The sequence below is a fragment of the Corynebacterium sp. LaCa117 genome (assembly GCF_046717765.1).
Taxonomy (GTDB): domain Bacteria; phylum Actinomycetota; class Actinomycetes; order Mycobacteriales; family Mycobacteriaceae; genus Corynebacterium; species Corynebacterium kefirresidentii.
Window position 1 is genome coordinate 913,847 of record NZ_CP177102.1, and the last position, 19,485, is coordinate 933,331.

General features: G+C 58.8%; 17 protein-coding genes. 13 read left to right on the forward strand and 4 right to left on the reverse strand.

The genetic code is table 11. The annotated features are described in order from the left end of the window. Position 1: 1 nt before the first annotated feature. Entirely contained in the window at positions 2–1,390 is a 1,389-nt protein-coding gene (locus tag ACLI1L_RS04630; RefSeq protein WP_023021186.1) for a class II 3-deoxy-7-phosphoheptulonate synthase, read from the forward strand. On the opposite strand, the gene ACLI1L_RS04635 is transcribed toward ACLI1L_RS04630, so the two are convergent. Continuing rightward, on the reverse strand, positions 1,387–2,721 hold the full coding sequence (locus ACLI1L_RS04635) for a protein kinase domain-containing protein (RefSeq protein ID WP_411708198.1): 1,335 nt from the start codon (positions 2,719–2,721) through the stop codon (positions 1,387–1,389). The two genes, ACLI1L_RS04630 and ACLI1L_RS04635, sit on opposite strands and share 4 nt — an antisense overlap. Before the next feature lie 10 nt (positions 2,722–2,731). On the opposite strand from ACLI1L_RS04635, the gene ACLI1L_RS04640 reads away from it, so the two are divergent. Beyond that, positions 2,732–3,136 (forward strand): Rv2175c family DNA-binding protein, encoded by a 405-nt coding sequence (locus ACLI1L_RS04640; RefSeq protein WP_023021188.1) that lies wholly within the window; start codon positions 2,732–2,734, stop codon positions 3,134–3,136. Here the strand turns inward: ACLI1L_RS04640 and ACLI1L_RS04645 are convergent. From ACLI1L_RS04645 to ACLI1L_RS04655, 3 genes are read right to left on the reverse strand one after another with little or no spacing between them, the layout of a single operon-like run. Next, positions 3,105–4,595, reverse strand: a complete 1,491-nt coding sequence (locus ACLI1L_RS04645; protein WP_411708199.1) for an alpha-(1->6)-mannopyranosyltransferase A — start codon at positions 4,593–4,595, stop codon at positions 3,105–3,107. The genes ACLI1L_RS04640 and ACLI1L_RS04645 overlap by 32 nt on opposite strands. A gap of 8 nt (positions 4,596–4,603) precedes the next feature. Beyond that, positions 4,604–5,683: a polyprenyl synthetase family protein gene (locus tag ACLI1L_RS04650; protein WP_411708354.1), complete on the reverse strand. Its 1,080-nt coding sequence runs from the start codon at positions 5,681–5,683 to the stop codon at positions 4,604–4,606. A 50-nt stretch (positions 5,684–5,733) separates the two neighbouring features. Then, complete coding sequence (locus ACLI1L_RS04655) at positions 5,734–6,288, reverse strand: GNAT family N-acetyltransferase (protein WP_086587384.1); 555 nt, start codon at positions 6,286–6,288, stop codon at positions 5,734–5,736. A gap of 231 nt (positions 6,289–6,519) precedes the next feature. On the opposite strand from ACLI1L_RS04655, the gene ACLI1L_RS04660 reads away from it, so the two are divergent. The 11 genes from ACLI1L_RS04660 to ACLI1L_RS04710 all read left to right on the forward strand — a co-directional run bounded on the left by ACLI1L_RS04660 (position 6,520) and on the right by ACLI1L_RS04710 (position 19,470). Continuing rightward, positions 6,520–6,951, forward strand: a complete 432-nt coding sequence (locus ACLI1L_RS04660; protein ID WP_411708200.1) for an SAV_6107 family HEPN domain-containing protein — start codon at positions 6,520–6,522, stop codon at positions 6,949–6,951. Between the two features lie 109 nt (positions 6,952–7,060). Then, positions 7,061–7,459 carry a DUF3040 domain-containing protein gene (locus ACLI1L_RS04665; RefSeq protein ID WP_086587386.1) on the forward strand — a complete coding sequence of 133 codons (399 nt, stop codon included), beginning with the start codon at positions 7,061–7,063 and terminating at the stop codon, positions 7,457–7,459. A 452-nt stretch (positions 7,460–7,911) separates the two neighbouring features. Beyond that, a complete protein-coding gene (gene mraZ / locus ACLI1L_RS04670; protein ID WP_005324499.1) occupies positions 7,912–8,346 on the forward strand; it encodes a division/cell wall cluster transcriptional repressor MraZ in 435 nt (144 codons plus the stop codon). Positions 8,347–8,504: 158 nt separating this feature from the next. Beyond that, positions 8,505–9,545 (forward strand): 16S rRNA (cytosine(1402)-N(4))-methyltransferase RsmH, encoded by a 1,041-nt coding sequence (gene rsmH, locus ACLI1L_RS04675; protein WP_411708201.1) that lies wholly within the window; start codon positions 8,505–8,507, stop codon positions 9,543–9,545. Further along, entirely contained in the window at positions 9,542–10,318 is a 777-nt protein-coding gene (locus ACLI1L_RS04680; RefSeq protein ID WP_411708202.1) for a hypothetical protein, read from the forward strand. The genes rsmH and ACLI1L_RS04680 overlap by 4 nt, the downstream gene beginning before the upstream one ends. Before the next feature lie 207 nt (positions 10,319–10,525). Beyond that, the gene (locus tag ACLI1L_RS04685; RefSeq protein ID WP_411708355.1) at positions 10,526–12,394 is read left to right on the forward strand and encodes a peptidoglycan D,D-transpeptidase FtsI family protein; all 1,869 of its coding nucleotides are present in this window, start codon (positions 10,526–10,528) and stop codon (positions 12,392–12,394) included. 9 nt (positions 12,395–12,403) lie between these two features. Continuing rightward, positions 12,404–13,939 carry a UDP-N-acetylmuramoyl-L-alanyl-D-glutamate--2,6-diaminopimelate ligase gene (locus ACLI1L_RS04690; protein WP_411708203.1) on the forward strand — a complete coding sequence of 512 codons (1,536 nt, stop codon included), beginning with the start codon at positions 12,404–12,406 and terminating at the stop codon, positions 13,937–13,939. A 2-nt stretch (positions 13,940–13,941) separates the two neighbouring features. Beyond that, positions 13,942–15,471: a UDP-N-acetylmuramoyl-tripeptide--D-alanyl-D-alanine ligase gene (locus tag ACLI1L_RS04695; protein ID WP_411708204.1), complete on the forward strand. Its 1,530-nt coding sequence runs from the start codon at positions 13,942–13,944 to the stop codon at positions 15,469–15,471. Positions 15,472–15,501: 30 nt separating this feature from the next. Beyond that, positions 15,502–16,608 (forward strand): phospho-N-acetylmuramoyl-pentapeptide-transferase, encoded by a 1,107-nt coding sequence (gene mraY, locus ACLI1L_RS04700; RefSeq protein WP_023021199.1) that lies wholly within the window; start codon positions 15,502–15,504, stop codon positions 16,606–16,608. Positions 16,609–16,649: 41 nt separating this feature from the next. After that, the gene (gene murD, locus ACLI1L_RS04705; RefSeq protein WP_411708205.1) at positions 16,650–18,041 is read left to right on the forward strand and encodes a UDP-N-acetylmuramoyl-L-alanine--D-glutamate ligase; all 1,392 of its coding nucleotides are present in this window, start codon (positions 16,650–16,652) and stop codon (positions 18,039–18,041) included. A 28-nt stretch (positions 18,042–18,069) separates the two neighbouring features. Next, on the forward strand, positions 18,070–19,470 hold the full coding sequence (locus ACLI1L_RS04710; RefSeq protein ID WP_023021201.1) for an FtsW/RodA/SpoVE family cell cycle protein: 1,401 nt from the start codon (positions 18,070–18,072) through the stop codon (positions 19,468–19,470). Positions 19,471–19,485: the final 15 nt, after the last annotated feature.

The window sequence follows — 19,485 nt, forward strand, 5'->3', positions numbered from 1 at the left end:
TGTGAGTTGGACAGTAGATATTCCGCAAGGCGTTCTCCCGGACCTTCCACCATTGCCTGAGGGCATCGAGGAAGTCTTCCAAGACGTCATCAAGCGTGATGCAAAGCAGCAGCCAAGCTGGGATCCCTCCCAGGCTAATAACGTGCGCAAAATTCTCGAATCCGTGCCTCCTATCGTGGTTGCGCCCGAGATTGAAGCGCTCAAGAAGAAGCTGGCAGACGTTGCCCTAGGCAAGGCTTTTTTGCTGCAAGGCGGCGACTGTGCAGAAACGTTTGAGTCAAATACCGAGCCGCATATCCGTGGCAATGTGAAAACGCTGCTGCAGATGGCCGTGGTGTTGACCTATGGTGCCTCGGTTCCCGTGGTGAAACTGGGCCGCATCGCCGGCCAGTACGCCAAGCCGCGTTCCTCTGATACGGATTCCAACGGTCTGTTGAACTACCGCGGTGACATTGTCAATGGCGTGGAGCCGAGCGAGGAGGCTCGCCGTCACGACCCCGCCCGCATGATCCGCGCCTACGCAAACTCTTCGGCGGCAATGAACCTGGTACGTTCGCTAACCTCGTCTGGGACTGCGGATCTCTACCGCCTGCATGAGTGGAACCGTGAGTTCGTGCGTAAATCTCGCGCTGGTGCTCGCTACCAGGACCTGGCCCGTGAGATCGAAAACGGTCTGAACTTTATGAATGCCTGCGGCGTGCACGATGACACCTTGCGCTCTGCCGATATCTACTGCTCGCACGAAGCATTGCTGAAGGACTACGAGCGCTCCATGCTGCGCTTGGGCTTGGATAATAACGGCGATACCAAGCTCTACGATCTTTCGGCCCACCAAGTATGGATTGGTGAGCGCACTCGTGGTATCGAGGATTTCCACGTGAATTTTGCGGCGATGATTGGCAACCCAGTGGGCATCAAGCTGGGGCCAGGGGTAACCCCGGAGCAGGCCGTGGAGTACGCGGAAAGGCTTGACCCGAACCGTGAACCTGGTCGCCTGACCATGATTTCGCGCATGGGCCACGATAAGGTCCGCAGCGTTCTACCTGCCATCGTGAAGGCAGTGGAAGACTCAGGCCACAAGGTGGTTTGGCAGTCCGATCCGATGCACGGCAATACCTTCACCGCATCCAACGGTTATAAGACTCGCCACTTTGACAAGATTGTGGACGAGGTCCAAGGCTTCTTTGAGGTCCACCGTGAACTGGGCACCCATCCGGGTGGCGTGCACCTCGAGTTCACCGGTGAAGACGTCACCGAGTGCCTAGGCGGTGCCGAGGACATCACCGACGTGGACCTGCCGGGCCGCTATGAGTCTGCCGTAGATCCGCGCTTGAATACACAGCAATCGCTAGAGCTGTCCTTCCTCATTGCGGAGATGCTGCGTAACTAAATCCACAGGTTCGGCGTCATGCCATAAAGCGAAGAACCGAACCACCACCCGCCGATCGCCACCGCGCCAACAGCAATCGCTACCACTAGTAGGAAAAGAACTAGTGAAAGCGGATTGCGGTTGGTCAGCGGACGCTCGGCGGGTTCTTCTTGTGCGCTGTGGACCGGTTGCTCAGGGACAGACGCCGGCACCGGTGGTGGCGCAGATGCGGCTGCCGGGGCAAACGGTTCGAGGGGGGACTCGGCCGTGGAATATGGCTGCGGCTGCGGCTGCGGCCCTGGAGCGGCCCCCGCCTGAGGCATATCCAGTTTTGTTTCAAAACTAAGGCGCTGCGGCGGGATGACTTCTGTCGGGCCACCGTCAAGATGTTCCGTTTCGTCCTGCGAGATGCTGCGGGTGGGCTCAAAGATTTCGGTGGCTCCTGTGCCAGAAAAATCCGTAGGAGCCTGTGCCGTGCGCGCCGCGGCAGCGTTTCTCGGCACGGGGATGGTCACGTCCGGGAGATCGAGCTCTCGGCAGACATCATCGAGCGCTTCAAGAAACTCGCCGGCGTCGGAGAAGCGCTCACGGGGATCACGGGCGGTGGCGGTGGCCACGAGGGCGTCGACAAGCTTGGGCACACCAGAGATACGCGACGACGGCGCGGGGACGTCGGAATTTAAGCGGGCCGTGGCATGCGCCATGGGAGTATCGCCAGAAAAGGGAACGGTGCCGGTAAGAAGCTCGAAGAGGACGATACCGGCTGAATATACATCTGAGGCCGGGGTAATTTCCTCACCTGTTACTTGCTCTGGCGCAAGGTAGGACACGGTGCCCACAATCATGTTTGTCGTGGCTTCGGCATTGGTGGCGCGCACCAGCCCAAAATCGCCCACCTTTACTCGGTGGTGGGAGGTAATAAGCACATTATCGGGTTTGATGTCGCGGTGGATGAGCCCGGTGGAATGCATCTCCTCTAGGCCGCGGAGAACATTGCGCAGGGTAGAGGTGGCCGCCTGCACCGGGAAGGGGCCGCCTTCGGCCAGAAGCTCGCGCAGCGTACCACCGTCGATGAGTTCCATGATGAGGTAGATGGGTTCACCATCGGCCGAAAAGTCGTGAATAGCCACGAGGTTGGGATGCTGCAAACGGGCCATGGCGCGGGCCTCGCGCGAAAAGCGCTTGATAAAGACTGGGTCATCGGAATAGCGCTCGTCCATGACCTTGGCCGCGACCGCTCGCCCAAGCCGCATGTCCACGCAGCGATAGACGGTAGACATGCCACCGCGGGCAATGGGGCGATCGATGCGGTAACGGTTTTCCAGCACGTCACCAATTTCCAACCTAGTCATGCTTCCCAGTATGGCTGATCCTCTAGCCCGCGTTAAAGTAGAGAACGTGACTAATGCAGAAAAATCCCTAGATACCTTGCTCGCTAACGAAGAACTGCTCAGCATGCAGCAAGTAGCAGAAAAGCTAGACCTGCCCATTACGCGCGCCTATGACTTGCTGCAGGACCGAAAGTTCATCGCCTGGGATTCCCCAGAAGGAAAGCGGGTGCCGCTGGCCTTCTTCAATGACAAAGGTGTCATCGCCAAGCATGTGACCGCGGCGATTACCGTATTGACCGACGGCGGCTATAAGGACACCGAAATCTTCAAGCACCTCTTTACTGAGGATGATTCACTGCCGGGCCGCCCCATCGATGCCCTGCATGGTCACCTCGCCCGCGAGGTTATCCGGCGTGCTCAGGCTGCCGCTTTTTAGGCACGCCTTCAAATATCCACTGAATGGCAAACCATGCCACCACGATCATCCCGATGACCCAGAACCAGTTGTAGAGCTGGTGATTACCATCGCCGGAGAAAGAGACGCCGATAAACAGGGCCACGCCGGAGGCGAATTTAATAAGCCATAATGGCGGCCGGAAGGTGCCCATCAGGGTAAAGATGGAGGCGTAATACCACGGCAAGGTCACGGCATTGAAGATAAAGGCGACCTGGTAGGCGGCCGCGGTGCCCATGACAGCGTCGCGGTCGTCCTTGCGGTATAGCCACCACACCGCCACCAGTCCGATGAGCATGCAGGCCATTGCGATACTGCGCAAGACAGCCAGGATGGCGTTATAGGAAGCATCCGGCATAAAGATTTGCACGGCGGGGAAGATTACATCAGTGGCTAGGGTTGGCCCCGCAAGCGGGTTGATCACCTTGGAATTGCCGCTTACCTGAGACAACCAGCCCCAAGACGTTCCCGAAATCCATGTGATGAGGGCTACCGCAGCGATGATTTCTACCAGCGCAATAAGGCCAGAAAGCACAAAGACGGATAGGGATCGCCACTTGCTAGAGCCTTTGGGCGCGTAGTAGTGAAGCATCATCCATACAATGAAAGGTGCCGCAATGACGGCAGTGGCCTTCATCGCCACTGCAGTGCCTACGAGGAGGAGGGCGGCGTGGAAATGCCTGTTCAAAGCTGCTAGCAGCCCGATAGATACGAGACCCACCATGAGAGATTCATTGTGCATGCCGCCGATGAGGTGCAAGATAATGACTGGGTTTGCCACGCCGAGCCACAAAGCTACCGCCGGATCAGCGCCGAGTTTCGAAGCGATGCGGGGGATAGACCAAGCGATGGTGATAAAACCTAATAGGGAAAGAACCTTATACGCGGCGACACCTGCGGTGACGTTGTCACCCACCAAGCCAGTGACCAATTCACCTATCCATAAATGAAGGGGGCCATAGGGCGTGGTGGTATTGCGCCAGTCCTGGGAAACCTCAAGAAGGAAGGGGCCTGGATTGACAGCAGCACCTTCGGTATAAGGATCGAAGCCGTCGCGGACCATTGCGCCCTGCATGAGATAGGAATAAACATCGCGCGAAGCCAGGGGACCGGCAAATACAAGGGGAGTGACCCAGGCAAAGAGGATGCGCTGGATATCGCGTAAGCCGCCCTTGGGGCGAGGGTTAGTAAGCTGCGGGCGAATAATGGTGCGCCCAGCGAGTACCCAAGCCGCAGCTAAGAGGAAAATGCCCACCCAGTACAGCGCAAGACCGAGATTGCGCCCGTGACCATAAGACAAGAAGCCAATATTTAGCGCCTCGAGGAGCCCGCCGCGGTTCCGGGTAGCGCCGCCGGAGAATGAGGCAAACAGCAAAATACAGGATGCCGATAACCCCAGTGGTAGCGCGCGCGGAATGGGAAAGGAGTACGTCTTTGACACGGTAAAACCTACTTGTGGCGAGCCGTGGCCTTGATTGCCAACTGCTCTAGGGTTTCGGTTACCGCGGGATCTACTCGTGCGGCGCGCAGGTGCTGCAAACCGGATTGCGTCAGTGCTTCGATGCGGCGCTCAATCTCTTCCGGTGCGCCCGAATCAGCGATAATCTGCGCTAAGCGCGATAGCTCCTGGGGATCTGAGGTGTGACCGATGAGCTTGCGTAGGGTGGCCGCAGCCTGCGGGTCGGATTCATCCGCGCGACGAAGCGCTAGCGCCAAAAGCTCGGTGCGTTTTCCTTCGCGCAGATCATCACCGGCAGGTTTGCCGGTTACGGCGGGATCGCCAAAGACACCCAATTGATCGTCGCGCAACTGGTAGGCAATGCCGATATCTTGCCCGTAGCCGCGGAAGGCTGCGATAAGTTCTTCGCTAGCACCGGCAATCGAGGCACCCAAGTGCAATGGGCGTTCAATGGTATAGGCGGCCGTTTTATAGCGGTTGACGGAATTGGCAAGCTCTACGGATTCAGAACCGGCCGCCTCCAAAGAGATATCTAAAAGTTGTCCGCCAATGACTTCAGTTCGCATGCCGCGCCACGCGCTGCGAGCTCGGTGTAAAGCTGCCGCACTAAGACCGGAGTCCTGGAACATGTCCTCCGCATACACCAGCGCTAGATCGCCGACCAAGATTGCTACGGACGTGCCAAAAAATTCTGGGTCCCCCAAGTATCCCGACTCGCGGTGCAGCTTTTCGACGCCTCGGTGCACCGTAGGATTGCCGCGCCGGGTATTTGAAGCATCGATAATGTCGTCATGAATGAGCGCACATGCCTGGATAAATTCCAGGGAGGCGGACGCGCGGAGCATGGCCTCCGGGTCTTCTTCTCCGCGACCAGCAGCGAGGTAGCCTGCCCAGGCATAGGTGGGGCGCACCCGCTTGCCGCCGTCAAGCACGAAGGATTCCAAAAAGCTCACGGCCTTAGTTACAGGGGCACCAATTGCGGCCCCCTGCTCTCGGCGTTGATCAAGAAAGGTAGCGAGTTCTTCGCGTACCGCACCGGGAATGTCCGCCAGCTCAGGAATATTTTGCATAGTCACATCCCACACGATACCGCCTAGAGCACATAAGAAATAACAGGGGTTTACAGCGGCAGCCTAGCGCCCAAGATGGCAAAAGGGCGGGCATCGGCGGGGTAGAGGTGATTACGGAGGACATCGAAAAAACCGGCGGACCTATAGAGGCGGAAGGCACCGTTGTCCTCGTTTGGTACTTCAGGCGTGGACAATAGGGCATAACGCGCCGGGGCATTCCATAACAATCCCCCTAAGAGCTTTTTACCCAGGCCGTGTCCCTGGTATTGCGGCAATACGTGGATCTCCGCCAATTCGTAGTAGTTGCGTACGATGTCCCACTGCTCTTCAGTGGGACCGCCTTGCAAACGTAGCCCGCGACGAAGCTCAGCGTCCCACCAGCTATCCGGAGAACCTAGAAACCCATAGGACACCCCAACGATGCCGTCGTCCTGGGTGGCTATCTGCGCGCTGAATCCAGGGCGCGTCAAGTCACGTCGCCAGCTGGAGATGCGGCTGTGCACGATGGCGGGGTTGTAGTTCATTGCCTCGATATGGATTTCAACCAATTGAGGGGCCAGTAAGGAAAACTCCGGCGGGGTTAGGCGGCGAATTTCAAAGCTCACAGTATCTATGACACCAGAAGTCTGGCCCAGAGGCGGACAGTGGGGCGAACTCTGTCTTTCGGACGCGGTGTTAAAAAGTCGAACAATCGGCCTTATAGAACCTTGTGCGCAGGTTATACCCTTGTCTAATTCGAACAGGTGCACTATTCTTAAGGGTGAAATGTCCGGCGGCTTCCTTAGGGTCAATGGGCAAAACCAACGACGTTATTTATTTAGTTAAGGACAAAGGCAATGGCACAGATTATTTCGGCAACGCGTACCCGTTCTAATGGCCGGGCGGGCGGCAAGCGAGCGCGGTTCCTCTTTCAGGCTCGAGAATTATTGGATGCCGCACGCGGTTATGCGGCTGAGGGGAGGTTCGATCAAGCTTTAGAGGTGGCGTACCAATCGGCCCTTCGCACCGCGGGGGCGCGGGTAGCTGCATCGGCGGTGGCTCGACGTCGCCGCCTCCCCTCTAGCGCATGGGACCGGCTAGCGCTCGTAGGTGTGGAGGAAAAGTGGTGGGCTGAATCTTTTAAGGGCTATTCGCGTACCCGCGCTCGCGTAGCATCGGGCTTGGATGAAGTCCCGGGCGAGGATTTTGTCTACGGTCTTATGCAGCGTGCTGCACAGTTCTTGGATGAAAGTGAGTTAGAGACTTCTTTTGGCTCTTTTGCTGCGTAGTCACTGCGTGGGGGCGCTCACTACCTTTTAGGGAACATACTGATTATTCTGGGCGTTAGTATAAGTAGAACTATTGCCGCCCGAAGCCCAATCCCTAGTTGGAGGAACAGTGTCTCTTTCTGAACAGGAGCAGCGTACGCTCCGTGAAATTGAGGAATCGTTACTTGCTGATGATCCTAAGTTTGGCGCTTCCGTTTCTGAGCCTGCGTCGTTCGGTGGCTCTGGCGGCGCGGTAACCCTGCGTGGTGTAGCACTCGTTGTTGTCGGTCTATGCATGCTCATTGGCGGTGTTGCCCTCGCGCAACAGAGTCTGTGGTTTATTGCGCTTTCCATTGCGGGCTTTTTAGTGATGTTTGCCGCTGGTGTGTGGATGCTGCGCGGTGATGGCTCCGGCTATTCGGTGAAGAAGCGTGATTCTGGTGCCCGTGCAAAGAAGTCTGCCGCCCGTAGGGGCGGAGTCAGCGATAAGCTGGAGGAAAACTTCCGCCGCCGTTTTGAGGGGCGTTAGCGCTTCTCATTTTCAAGCTCACCCCGGTCGACCTAGTAAAGGTTGACCGGGGATTTTTTGTATCCAACCAAAAATCCCCACTTTGCCCCACCGGAGAAGCATTCGGTGGGCTGTTGTGGGGCAGCTTTCCCGTTAGCCCAGTCAAAACGCCTCGATAACACAGGATATGGGGGAGGTGAAGGAATCGGGGCGCATTATATTGGTGTTACGGGTGGGGTGTAAGGGGTGGCTGTAATGGGCTGTCAAGGCCTTTTAGGGGATTTCTTCCCACCGAAAAAACTGCTATCTAGCTGCAGAAAATTGTGGGCTAACTGAAGGACACGCGATAATAAGTGGGTTAGGTGGGGGAAAGTGGGGTAGAGTGGGGCGCAGCGGAGGAAAGAGGGGCTTCAACGTCTCGATTCTGAAGTGAGAGAATCCGGAGTTTTCGAGTAAGGAAGGTGGATACCGGGATGTTTCTCGGAACCTACACTCCGAAGCTCGATGACAAAGGACGTCTTACGCTTCCGGCAAAGTTTCGCGATGAACTCGCGGGTGGCCTTATGGTCACCAAGGGGCAGGACCACTCGTTGGCCGTGTACCCACGGGAGGAGTTTGCGGCACGAGCACGGAAGGCAGCGGCGGTTTCTCGAACCAACCCAGAAGCACGCGCTTTCATTCGCAACTTGGCAGCAAGTGCGGACGAACAGCGACCGGACGGGCATGGTCGAATCACGTTGTCCGCGGGGCATCGGGAGTACGCGAACCTGTCCAAGGAATGCGTTGTGGTTGGCTCTGTGGACTTTCTCGAAATTTGGGACGCGGCCGCGTGGGCCGAGTACCAGTCGCAAACTGAAGATGCTTATTCGGCCGCAGATGCCGATGACGTACTGGCGGGCTTGCTCTAAGCCTGCACAAGAGTGCGTGTAAGGACTCTGTCCGAGGCGGATGATTCTGGTGTACTTCCCCGATATCAGAAACCTGCCTCGGACAGGGCCCTATACGCACTCGCATGCTTTCCACCACTGGAAGTCCGAGATTCGAAGAAAGGGGGTTGCGGGGAGACATGGCTATTGAAAACCTAAATTATGACGTGGCTGATAATCACGGCCATGTGCCTGTCATGCGCGAGCGCATGGCCGATCTCCTGCGCCCCCAAGTAGAAGCGGCGGGGGATAAAGCCGTGCTTGTTGATGCCACCTTGGGCGCCGGCGGCCACACCCGCTATTTTCTAGAAGCTTTCCCCAACGTCCGGGTGATTGGCGTAGACCGCGATCGGCAGGCGTTGCGCAACGCAACCGAACGTTTAGCGCCTTATGGCGATCGCTTTATCGGCGTCAACGCTCGCTTTGATGAGTTGGGCAGTGCCATTGCGGAAGGCGAGGGCTATAACTTTGATCTGGCCCGCAGCGTTGGCCTTGCCGGAGCCCTCTTTGACCTTGGCGTTTCTTCAATGCAGCTCGATCAGGCGGATCGCGGATTCGCGTACAAGACGGATGCACCGCTGGATATGCGTATGGATCCCTCGCAGGGGATTACTGCGGCGGATGTGCTCAATACCTATTCGCACGGTGATTTGGCTCGGATCCTCAAGACCTATGGCGATGAGCGTTTTGCCGGGAAAATTGCCTCGGCTGTACTGAAGGAGCGCGATAAGGAGCCTTTTACTAACTCCGCGCGCTTAGTTGAGCTGCTTTACGACGCCATTCCGGCCGCGACCCGGCGTACAGGGGGACACCCCGCGAAGCGCACCTTTCAAGCCTTGCGCGTCGAGGTCAATCGCGAGTTGGAGGCTATCGAAAATGTGCTGCCGGTTATTACCCAAGCACTATCGGTAGGCGGCCGTGCCGTATTCATGAGCTACCAGTCCTTGGAAGACCGCATCGTGAAGGCGGCCTTTAAAGAATTGACCACGTCTACAACTCCGGCCGGACTGCCAATGGACCTTCCTGGCACCGCGCCGAAGTTCACAATCGTGACGCGAGGCGCGGAAAAGGCCTCCGAAGAGGAGATTGCGGAAAATTCCCGGGCCGCGTCGGTGCGTGTTCGTGCCATCGAAAGGCTCGAGGGAATGCCAGAATTTCTACCGCCGGGAGGCAGGCCATGAGCACAATCCCACGTCGAAACCACCTAAAGACTGACAGCCGCGACAGAGAGGCCACTCGCACCATGGGCGCCAGCCGAGACTTCACCACCGGAATCGATACCGGAGCCCCGACGGCGCTGCGTGAGCGTCCCAGCACGAAGCGTGCCCCGAGCCGCACCCGGGTGCCGCACCGCAGCCGCAGCACGAACCGCCTGGGATCGAAGCAGGTTGTTAGCTTCCGCGGCCGGCAGCTGCAGCCGCAGACTAAGAAGAGCGGGCTGTTTGCCCGCCTGTCTGTCATCGCGCTTACGCTTCTCATCGTCGGCGTAGCTGTGGCAATGTGGCTGTCCGGTTTGTCTACCAAGCAAACCTTTGCCATCCAGCAGCTCACCGTTCAGGATTCCCAACTGGATAACCAGATTGAAACCCTCAACCGTGATGCAGAAAATCTCAGCTCTTCTGCGGACATTGCGCGCCGTGCGGATGAGATGGGCATGGCCATTCCTAAGCAGCCAGGTATTGCGGAAGTCGGCGGCGATGGAAAGATCGTCGATAAGCGCGAAGGCACCCCGGATACGGAAAAGCTTATTGACGTCAACGGAGAACCTATCCGCCCCGGCCAGGCTTCCAGTGACCCGAAGGATACTGAAGGCCTCTCGGATTCCTTAAACGCCGTGCCGCAAGGCCAACAGCGCACCACCCGCGGCGGTGATGACGGGAATACCGGCGCCGCGCAGGACAACGCGCGCCCCAACCTTCCCGCACGTGCGCCGTACGCCAGCCGCGCCGAGTAGCCGGAGTAGCTAGGGAAGAATATTCGGTGAAAATGATGATGCTCGCGCGTGGTGGCGCGGGCATTCTGACTTTTGTAGGGCACAATCAATACACGCAAGAAATTGTGGCGGAAATAGGGAAGGTGACATTGGACTGTGACTACGCCAAGTAGGGCTAGGCGCCGCCCGCGCCGCACCACCAGCTCCGCGGTGCCGCAAAAGAAGCTGATGCGCAAGCGTCTGCGCATTATCGTCTCCGTGGTGCTCGTGGCGATGGTTGTCCTAGTCGGCCGCCTAGCCTGGGTGCAGCTCGTATGGGGTCCGGACCTTTCCGCCAAGGCCGTAACCCAGCGCGAGCGCGTCTATATTGAGCCAGCCCGTAGGGGAGAGATTTTAGACCGCGACGGCCAGCGCTTGGCTTATACGATGAAGTCTCGGTCCTTGACCGTCTCACCTACTCGTCTGCGCGATGAGCTAAAAGACAAGGCCGAAATCGAGGCCCAGAATGACGGCTCGACTGAGGGCATGGACGATAAGAAGCTCGAAAGCTTCCTCAACCAGAAAATGGAGGAGACCCTCAAAGACATGGCGGAGGGAATCCCGAAGATGATTGAGGATTCGGGAGCTTCGACCTCCAAGGTGGAAAAGGAAGACATTCTTAATAAGCTCAAGGCCGATACCCAATACGAGGTATTGGTGCGCAATGTCGATCCGGATGTAGCCGTAGAGATTTCCAATAAGTACCACGGAGTGGCAGCGGACCGGCAAGACATTCGCCAGTACCCCAATGGCGCTATTGGGGAAAATGTCGTGGGCAAGGTATCCATGGATGGCCATGGCCAATTTGGCTTCGAGGCCGCGCGCGATACGGAACTAACCGGCATTGACGGCCAATCAACCGAGGACGTATCCGCGGATGGCCAGGTTATCCCGGGCACGCTCCGTGATGTCGTTGACACCGTTGATGGCCGCGATGTCACCCTCACCCTCGATCTGGATCTGCAGACTTATGTGCAGCAAAAGCTGGAGAAGGCCAAGGCCAACTCCAAGGCTTCTGGCGCGGAGGCTGTGGTCCTTGATGCTGCGACTGGCCAGGTCCTCGCCATGGCCAATACCGATACCGTAGATCCCAACAAGAATATTGAGGATCAGCTCGATGAGGGCAAAGACTTTGAAAACCACAGCGTCTCGCACCCCTACGAGCCAGGCTCTGTAGCCAAGGTGGTTACCGCTGCCGCGGCATTGCAAGAGGGAGTGACCACCCCGGACGAGGTGCACCAGGTTCCGGGATCCATCGATATGGCGGGTGTGACCGTTAACGATGCGTGGCAGCACGGCACCGAGCCCTACACAACGACCGGCATCTTTGGTAAATCCTCCAACGTGGGCACCTTGATGCTTGCCGATAAATTGGGCCAAGAAAAATACGCGAAGTACTTGGAAAAGTTTGGTTTGGGTAATACCACCGGCGTAGAGCTACCGAATGAATCTGCCGGTAGCGTGCCGGACCTGGAGCAATGGTCCGGCGGCACCTTCGCCAACCTGCCCATTGGTCAGGGCCAGTCCTGGACCACCTTGCAGATGGCGAGCGTGTACCAAACATTGGCAAATGGCGGCGAGCGCATCGAGCCGCGCATCATTGATTCTGAGAAGGGGCCAGACGGCAAGGAAGAAAAGCTGGAGGAGCCGAAAAAGACCCAGGTGATAAGCCCTGAAACCGCCAAGACAACGGTGGATATGTTCCGGGCCGTCTTCCAAGACGATGACGCTGGCCTGCAAAATGGCACGGCCGGTAATGCGCAACTCAAGGGTTATCAGCTCTCTGGCAAGACTGGTACAGCTCAAAAGGTCGATCCGAATACCGGGGCCTATTCGAACTCCGCCTATTGGATCACCTTTGCCGGTATCGCACCGGCCGATGATCCGCGCTTCGTCGTTGCCGTCATGTTGGATGAACCCAAATCCGGTGTGGAGGACAATGGAGGCGGCGGCCAATCGGCGGCGCCGATTTTCCGAGACATCGCCTCCTGGCTGCTCAACCGTGACAATATTCCGACTTCGAAACCAGCACCGCGGCTGACCCTGCGGGCACAATAGGAGCTTAGTATGACCGTTTCATTGGATACTCTCGCCCAGCTTTCTGGCGGGCGCGTCATTGGTGATGCCTCCGTGGAGGTCTCCGCGTGCGGGCTGGATTCTTCCCGTCTGCCTGAGGGCGCGCTCTTTGCCGCCCTGCCGGGTACCCGTGCACACGGCGCGCAGTTCGCCCGCGATACTAAGGCTGCGGCTGTGCTTACCGACGCCGACGGACTCGACCTGCTCAGCCAGGCCCAAGAGACCCGCCCCATTGTGGTGGTGGACGATATTCGTGCCGTGCTCGGTCCGATTTCCGCTGAAATTTATGGCCACCCCACCCGGGAACTGACGGTCATTGGCGTCACCGGTACCTCCGGCAAAACCACCACGAGCTACCTGCTTGAAGCTGGCCTGCTCCATGCTGGGCATTCCGTGGGGCTTATCGGTACCACCGGTACTCGTATTAACCGCACTCCGGTTCCTACCTCGCTTACTACTCCCGAGGCACCTACCTTGCAAGAGCTATTCGCGCGCATGAAAAGCGAGGGCGTCACCCACGTGGTGATGGAGGTATCTTCGCATGCACTGGAGTTGGGGCGTGTTCGCGGAACCCGGTTTGCCGTGGGCGGGTTTACGAATTTAAGCCAGGATCACCTGGATTTTCACCCCACCATGGAGGACTACTTCGAAGCTAAGGCCAAGCTCTTTGCTGGGGAACAGGCGGCCGAGCAGGCTGTAATCTGCCTCGATGATGAGTGGGGCGGGCGCATGCGCGGCGTCGCCGAGAGCGCTGGCCACCCCGTAACCACGGTGGCCACTCAGGGGGCTGCGGCCACGATTTCTGCGCACCAAACCGCCACCGAGGCTACTGGCGCCCAAAAGGTCGCCTTGAACTATGACGGTGCCGATTTCTCCTTCCGGCTGCCGCTGCCTGGCGAGTTCAATATCGCCAATGCCTGTTTGGCGCTTGGGATGGCCGTAGCGGTAGGAGAGGATCCGGCGGCGTTCCTCTCGGGCGTGGAAAAGGTCGCCGTTCCCGGCCGTATGGAGCGCATCGACCGCGGCCAAGACTTCGTGGCCGTGGTGGACTATGCCCATAAGCCGGCAGCTATCGCCGCGGTGCTTGATACTCTGCGCGGCCAACTAGAAGGAACCAAGGGGCGCGTCGGCATCGTCGTCGGCGCCGGCGGAGACCGTGATAGCTCAAAACGCCCCATCATGGGCGCTGCCGCGGCCACCCGCGCTGACCTAACTGTGGTCACCGATGACAACCCACGCTCAGAGGATCCCGCCACTATTCGTGCTGCGGTGATGGACGGCGCACGCGAAGCCGCGCCCCAGGGCGATATTCGTGAGGTAGGTTCTCGTGCCCGTGCCATCGATGAAGTCGTTGACTGGGCCGAGCCAGGCGATGCCGTCATTGTCGTCGGCAAGGGCCACGAGGTGGGCCAACTTGTTAACGGGAAAACCTTGCACTTTGATGACCGCGAAGAAATGGCACGCGCCATCGAGGAGAAACTGGCCGGAACCCTACAGCGCGATACCCTTAGGGATGCGAAGGAGTAGTCATGATTCCACTTTCTATTGCCGATATTGCCGAAATCACCGGGGGCAGCCTCGATTGCGTTTCCGACCCAGACCAGCGCGTTACCGGGTTCATCGAATTCGATTCCCGGAAGGTAACCAAAGGTGGGTTGTTTCTTGCCCTGCCCGGCGCCCGAGTGGACGGCCACGACTATGCGGAAAAGGCCATTGAGCAGGGCGCAGTAGCGGTGCTGGCTGCGCGGCCGGTCGGCGTTCCGGCGGTCGTCGTCAAGCCTCAAGGCCGCGTTACCGGTGATGCTGCGAACGCAGATATCTATGCTCACGACGAGGACGGCTCCGCCGCTGCGGTTGTCCAGGCGCTGTCCGATATTGCCAGGGAAGTCACCCGCCGCCTGACCGCGGAGCAGGGCCTAGAGATAGTCGGTGTGACCGGCTCAGCCGGAAAGACCTCCACCAAGGACCTGCTGGCCACTATTTTCCGCGCAGAGGGCGATACCGTTGCCCCTCCTGGTTCCTTTAATAACGAGGTCGGTCTGCCCTATACCGCTTTGCGCTGTGATGAGCACACTCGCTTCCTTGTTGCCGAAATGTCTGCCCGCGGAATTGGCCATATCCGCCATCTGACATCTATTACCGCACCCACCGTGGGCGTAGTGCTCAACGTGGGCACCGCTCACCTAGGCGAGTTTGGCTCGCGTGAAAACATCGCCCAGGCCAAAGGCGAGCTTGTGGAGGCCCTGCCCTCGGCCGCTGAGGGCGGGGTCGCTGTGCTCAATGCCGATGATCCCTTTGTCGCCGGCATGGCACCGCGCACCTCAGCAAAGGTCGTTTACTACTCGGCAAATAAGCCGCCGGCTGCCGACGCCCAGTACTACGCCAGCGAAATCCAGCTCGATGATGTGGCCCGCCCCTCGTTCGTGCTGCATGCGCCGGGCACTGACCCGCTTCCAGTAAAACTGCAGGTCTTTGGCCGGCACCAAGTATCCAATGCTTTGGCAGCGGCGGCCGCAGCCATTGAATCCGGCATGGACCCGCAGGTGGTAGCCAGCGCGCTATCGGGGCACCAAAATGCCTCCGAACACCGCATGGACGTGCGCACCCGCCGCGATGGAGTCACCACCATCGATGACTCCTACAATGCCAATCCCGATTCCATGCACGCGGCGATTGCCGCGCTGGCCTATACCTCAGCCGCTCGTCCGGATGCCCGTGCCATCGCCGTGCTCGGTGAGATGGGAGAACTCGGCGGGGAAGCGGTGGCTGCCCACCGTGCATTGGGCGAGGTCCTTTCCAAATACCACGTTGGCTACCTCGTGGCCGTGGGAGATAACGAGAATATGAGGGCGATGGTCGAGGCCGCACGGGCGCAGGGTATAAATACTACTATCAGCCCGGATGTTGACACCGCTGCGGCGGCGGTCGAAAACATCATTAGGGTAGCGCCTGCCGGCATTGAAGACTGGGCGGAGCGCGAGGCCAAAGACGTTGTCCTCATCAAATCATCGAATGCCCAGCGCCTGTGGCGCGTGGCAGAAAAGCTCAATCGCCGTTAGTCCTCAGTACAAGGAGAAAGACCTCTAGCAATGACTCAGATCATTATCGCGGGCATCCTCAGCTTCCTCGTCGCGATTTTTACCACTCCCATGTTGGTCCGCTATTTTTCCGGCGTAGGCAAGGGGCAGGAAATCCGCGAGGACGGGCCACAGCTGCACCTACGCAAGCGCGGCACCCCAACCATGGGCGGACTGGCGATTTTGCTCGCCATCACTGTGGCCTACCTTGTGGTGGGCATTTACGCCCGCGTGACGGGCAACGGTGGCTTTAGCCCCTCCGGTCTCTTGGTCTACTTCCTCACCATGGGCTTGGGCGGACTGGGCTTTGCCGATGACTTCATCAAGCTGTTTAAAAAGCGTAACCTCGGCCTCAATAAGACCGCCAAGCTGGTAGGTCAACTAGCCGTCGCGCTTATCTTCGGCATCTTGGCACTGCAGTTCCCAGATGCACACGGTTTGACCCCAGCGTCTACAAACCTGTCCTTCGTCCGCGATTTTGACACCTTCGATATCGCCGTGGGCGGCGCCATTATCGGCACCATCGTTTTCTTGGTCTTTCTTTATCTACTCATCGCGGCGTGGTCGAATGCCGTAAACCTCACCGACGGCCTCGACGGCTTGGCCGCCGGCACTACTGCGATGGTCATGGGAGCCTACGCACTCATTTCCTTCTGGCAGTTCCGCAACTCTTGCGCTGTGTCGCCTGCGGCGGGGTGCTATGAGGTCCGTGACCCACTCGACCTCGCCGTGCTGGCTGCAGCTGGCCTGGGCGGTTGCTTGGGCTTTTTGTGGTGGAATGCCGCACCGGCGAAAATCTTTATGGGCGATACCGGCTCGCTCGCTCTCGGTGGTCTCGTCGCTGGCCTGTCCGTGACCACCCGTACCGAGCTGCTCATGATCATCATCGGCGCCATCTTCGTTATTGAGACGGTCTCCGTGGTTATCCAGATCATCGTCTTCCGCAGCACCGGAAAGCGCTTTTTCCGCATGGCGCCCATCCACCACCACTTTGAAAACGGTGGCTGGGCAGAGACCGCCGTGGTCACCCGCTTTTGGTTGCTCAGCGCCATGGCCGCCATTGCCGGCGTATGCATCTTTTATGGTGACTGGCTGTCCGCGGTCGGTTTTAGTTCTTAAGACTCACGCCTTCTAGCTTTATCGAGGAAAGAGGAAAACAGATGACCGAGTTGCCATCCTCCTTGCGCGGTCGCGTGCTCGTGGCTGGGGCGGGAGTATCCGGGCGCGGTTGCGTCGCTATGCTCACCAGACTCGGCGTGGATACTACCGTGGCAGATTCCAACGAAGCTGCTCTAGAGGCGTTGGCGGAGGACTACGGCGTAGCTACGGTTTCCGTTGACTCCGCCGCCCAAAGCGAGTTTGACCTCGTGATTACCTCGCCCGGCTGGCGTCCCGATTCGCCTTTGTTGGTTGCTTTTCAGAACGCTGGGGTAGAGGTGATCGGCGATGTGGAGCTTGCCTATCGCTTGGACCGATCCGGCGTCTTCGGGGCACCGCGCACCTGGCTAGTGGTCACCGGAACCAACGGCAAAACCACCACCACCGGAATGTTGGCCCAGATTATGCAGGCCGATGCCGAGCGCACCGGCAAGCGCGCACTGGCGGTGGGCAATATTGGCGTTTCGCTTTTCGACGCCCTCACCGCCACCCCTCGCGTCGACGTCCTTTGTGCCGAGCTTTCTTCTTTCCAGCTGCACTGGTCTAGCCAGTTGCGCCCAGATGTGGGCGTGCTGTTGAACTTGGCAGAAGACCACCTCGATTGGCATGGCTCGTTCGACGCTTATGCGCAGGCCAAAGCCAAGGTGCTCGACGGCCAGGCCGCCGTCGTGGGTAAGGACGATGCCGCGGCGGTGCGCTACGCCGAGAATACAGCTAATCTATACGGCTTTACCGCCGCTGAACCTGCAGAGGGAGAGGTGGGAGTAAGCGCCGGCCGCCTTGTCTCCCGGCTCACCCAGGAGCGGGAGGACCTCGCTTCCGCCGAGGGTATCGAGCCCGCTGGCTTGGCAGGAGTCTTGGACGCTGCGGCCGCAGCAAGCGTCGCGCGCTTGGCAGGCGCTAGCCCGCGCTCCATCGCGCAGGGGCTGGCAGCGTATACCGTCGCCGGGCACCGTGGCGCTGTGATTCATGAGTATTCCGGCATCAGTTTCATCGATAACTCCAAGGCCACCAACCCACACGCAGCGGATGCGGCGCTAAAAGGGCTCAATTCCGTTGTATGGATTGCCGGCGGGCAGTTGAAGGGGGCGGAGGTAGACGGGCTCGTCGCCAAGCACGCCGCCCAGATCAAGGCCGCGGTAGTTCTCGGCGCGGATAGGCAAGAAATCGCCCAGGCACTGGCCGAACACGCACCACATGCACCGGTAGACGTTATCGAAAGCAACGAGCCTGCCGCGGCCATGAATGCAGCGGTGGATGCTGCACTGCAACACGCCGAAGCCGGGGATACCGTCCTTTTGGCACCGGCTGCGGCATCGTTGGATATGTATACCGGCATGGCTCAACGCGGTGACTTCTTTGCCGCAGCCGCGCGGGAGCTCACCCGCGACTAGAGCTAGATATTGAAGATCAGGAGAACATATGACGGCCACCTCCCAGCAGCGCCCGCGCTCCAAGAGCTTTGGCGACCGCGTTCGTGAGCTGCGCGAGCAAGCCCGCCAGCAGGCCGGCCTGGATTATCAGCTGTTGCGCTTTATCATTTTCACGCTCGTGGGCATTGGTGTGCTCATGGTCTTTTCCTCTTCAATGGCCACGTCATTGACCGAGGACGGCGGCGTGTGGAACCAGGCGCTACGGCAGTGCGTCATGGTGTTTTTTGGTCTCCTTGCCTTTTGGCTGGGCCTGCAGGTCTCGCCACATACGTTGCGCAAATGCGTGCCGTGGATTGTGGGCCTTTCTATTATTTTGCTCATTGCGGTGCTTATCCCCGGTGTAGGCACCGGCCGTGAAGAGGTGGGTTCGCAGTCGTGGATTTACCTCGGTCCGTTTTCCTTGCAGCCTTCGGAACTCGCGCGCATTGCCGTAGGCATGTTTGGTGCGAGCGTCCTGGCTGACAAGGAACACAAATCCATGAAGCTTTCTGACCCCTTCATGATGTATTCCTTTATTTCTGCAGGAATGTTTTTGCTTATCGTCGGTCAAGGGGACATGGGCATGGCGTTGTCCTTCGCCATCGTGGTGGTCTTTACCCTCATTTTCGCCGGCGTTGACTGGAGAGTCCCCGCAACGATTGGCGTTGCCGCGGTCTTGGGGTTGATCGGGATTTTCTTGAAAGGTGGTTTCCGCTCGAATCGCTTCCACACCTATTTCGACGCCTTGTTGGGCAATATCTCCGATACTCAAGGCACTGGTTTCCAGTCTTACCAGGGCTTCCTCTCGCTTGCCGACGGCGGCTTCTGGGGCGTTGGCATCGGCCAATCCCGCGCCAAGTGGTTCTACCTGCCAGAGGCGAAGAATGACTTTATTTACGCCATCGTGGGCGAGGAGCTTGGCTGGTGGGGCGGCGCGCTCGTTATCTTCCTCTTTGCCGCTTTAGGGTATGTGGGCCTGCGCACCGCGATGCGGGCACAGAATCAGTTCCAATCTTTGCTCGCCGCCTCGTTGACCATCGGTGTGGTTACCCAGGCCTTCGTCAATATTGGCTATGTCATTGGCCTGTTGCCAGTGACCGGTATTCAGCTGCCCATGATCTCCGCCGGCGGTACCGCGGCGATTATCACCATCGGTTCGATGGGCGTGCTGTGCAATGTAGCGCGCCACGAGCCGATGCAGATTTCCGCAATGCAGAACTTTGGCCGCCCGTTTTTTGATCGCCTCTTTTTCATCGGCGAGCCGCAGCCGGTATCTAAGCCGAAAAAGAAGCAGCGGGGGCGTCACGCCCGCCCGCAGGAGCCGCGCTCCCGTGTGCGCGAAGAGCAATTTGGTCGCCCGGTGACTGGAAGCGGCCGCCGCTATCCGCGCGCCGAGCGCCGCTATCGATAGGTGGCGCTGGTAGCC

Bases quoted from the DNA above. Each gene is read 5' to 3' on its own strand.
- mraY (WP_023021199.1), top strand. From the start codon at position 15,502: ATGACTCAGATCATTATCGCGGGCATCCTCAGCTTCCTCGTCGCGATT.
- ACLI1L_RS04680 (WP_411708202.1), top strand. From the start codon at position 9,542: ATGAGCACAATCCCACGTCGAAACCACCTAAAGACTGACAGCCGCGAC.
- rsmH (WP_411708201.1), top strand. From the start codon at position 8,505: ATGGCTATTGAAAACCTAAATTATGACGTGGCTGATAATCACGGCCAT.
- ACLI1L_RS04710 (WP_023021201.1), top strand. From the start codon at position 18,070: ATGACGGCCACCTCCCAGCAGCGCCCGCGCTCCAAGAGCTTTGGCGAC.
- ACLI1L_RS04640 (WP_023021188.1), top strand. From the start codon at position 2,732: ATGGCTGATCCTCTAGCCCGCGTTAAAGTAGAGAACGTGACTAATGCA.
- ACLI1L_RS04685 (WP_411708355.1), top strand. From the start codon at position 10,526: ATGCGCAAGCGTCTGCGCATTATCGTCTCCGTGGTGCTCGTGGCGATG.
- ACLI1L_RS04695 (WP_411708204.1), top strand. From the start codon at position 13,942: ATGATTCCACTTTCTATTGCCGATATTGCCGAAATCACCGGGGGCAGC.
- ACLI1L_RS04650 (WP_411708354.1), bottom strand. From the start codon at position 5,683: ATGCAAAATATTCCTGAGCTGGCGGACATTCCCGGTGCGGTACGCGAA.
- ACLI1L_RS04660 (WP_411708200.1), top strand. From the start codon at position 6,520: ATGGCACAGATTATTTCGGCAACGCGTACCCGTTCTAATGGCCGGGCG.
- ACLI1L_RS04635 (WP_411708198.1), bottom strand. From the start codon at position 2,721: ATGACTAGGTTGGAAATTGGTGACGTGCTGGAAAACCGTTACCGCATC.
- murD (WP_411708205.1), top strand. From the start codon at position 16,650: ATGACCGAGTTGCCATCCTCCTTGCGCGGTCGCGTGCTCGTGGCTGGG.
- mraZ (WP_005324499.1), top strand. From the start codon at position 7,912: ATGTTTCTCGGAACCTACACTCCGAAGCTCGATGACAAAGGACGTCTT.
- ACLI1L_RS04690 (WP_411708203.1), top strand. From the start codon at position 12,404: ATGACCGTTTCATTGGATACTCTCGCCCAGCTTTCTGGCGGGCGCGTC.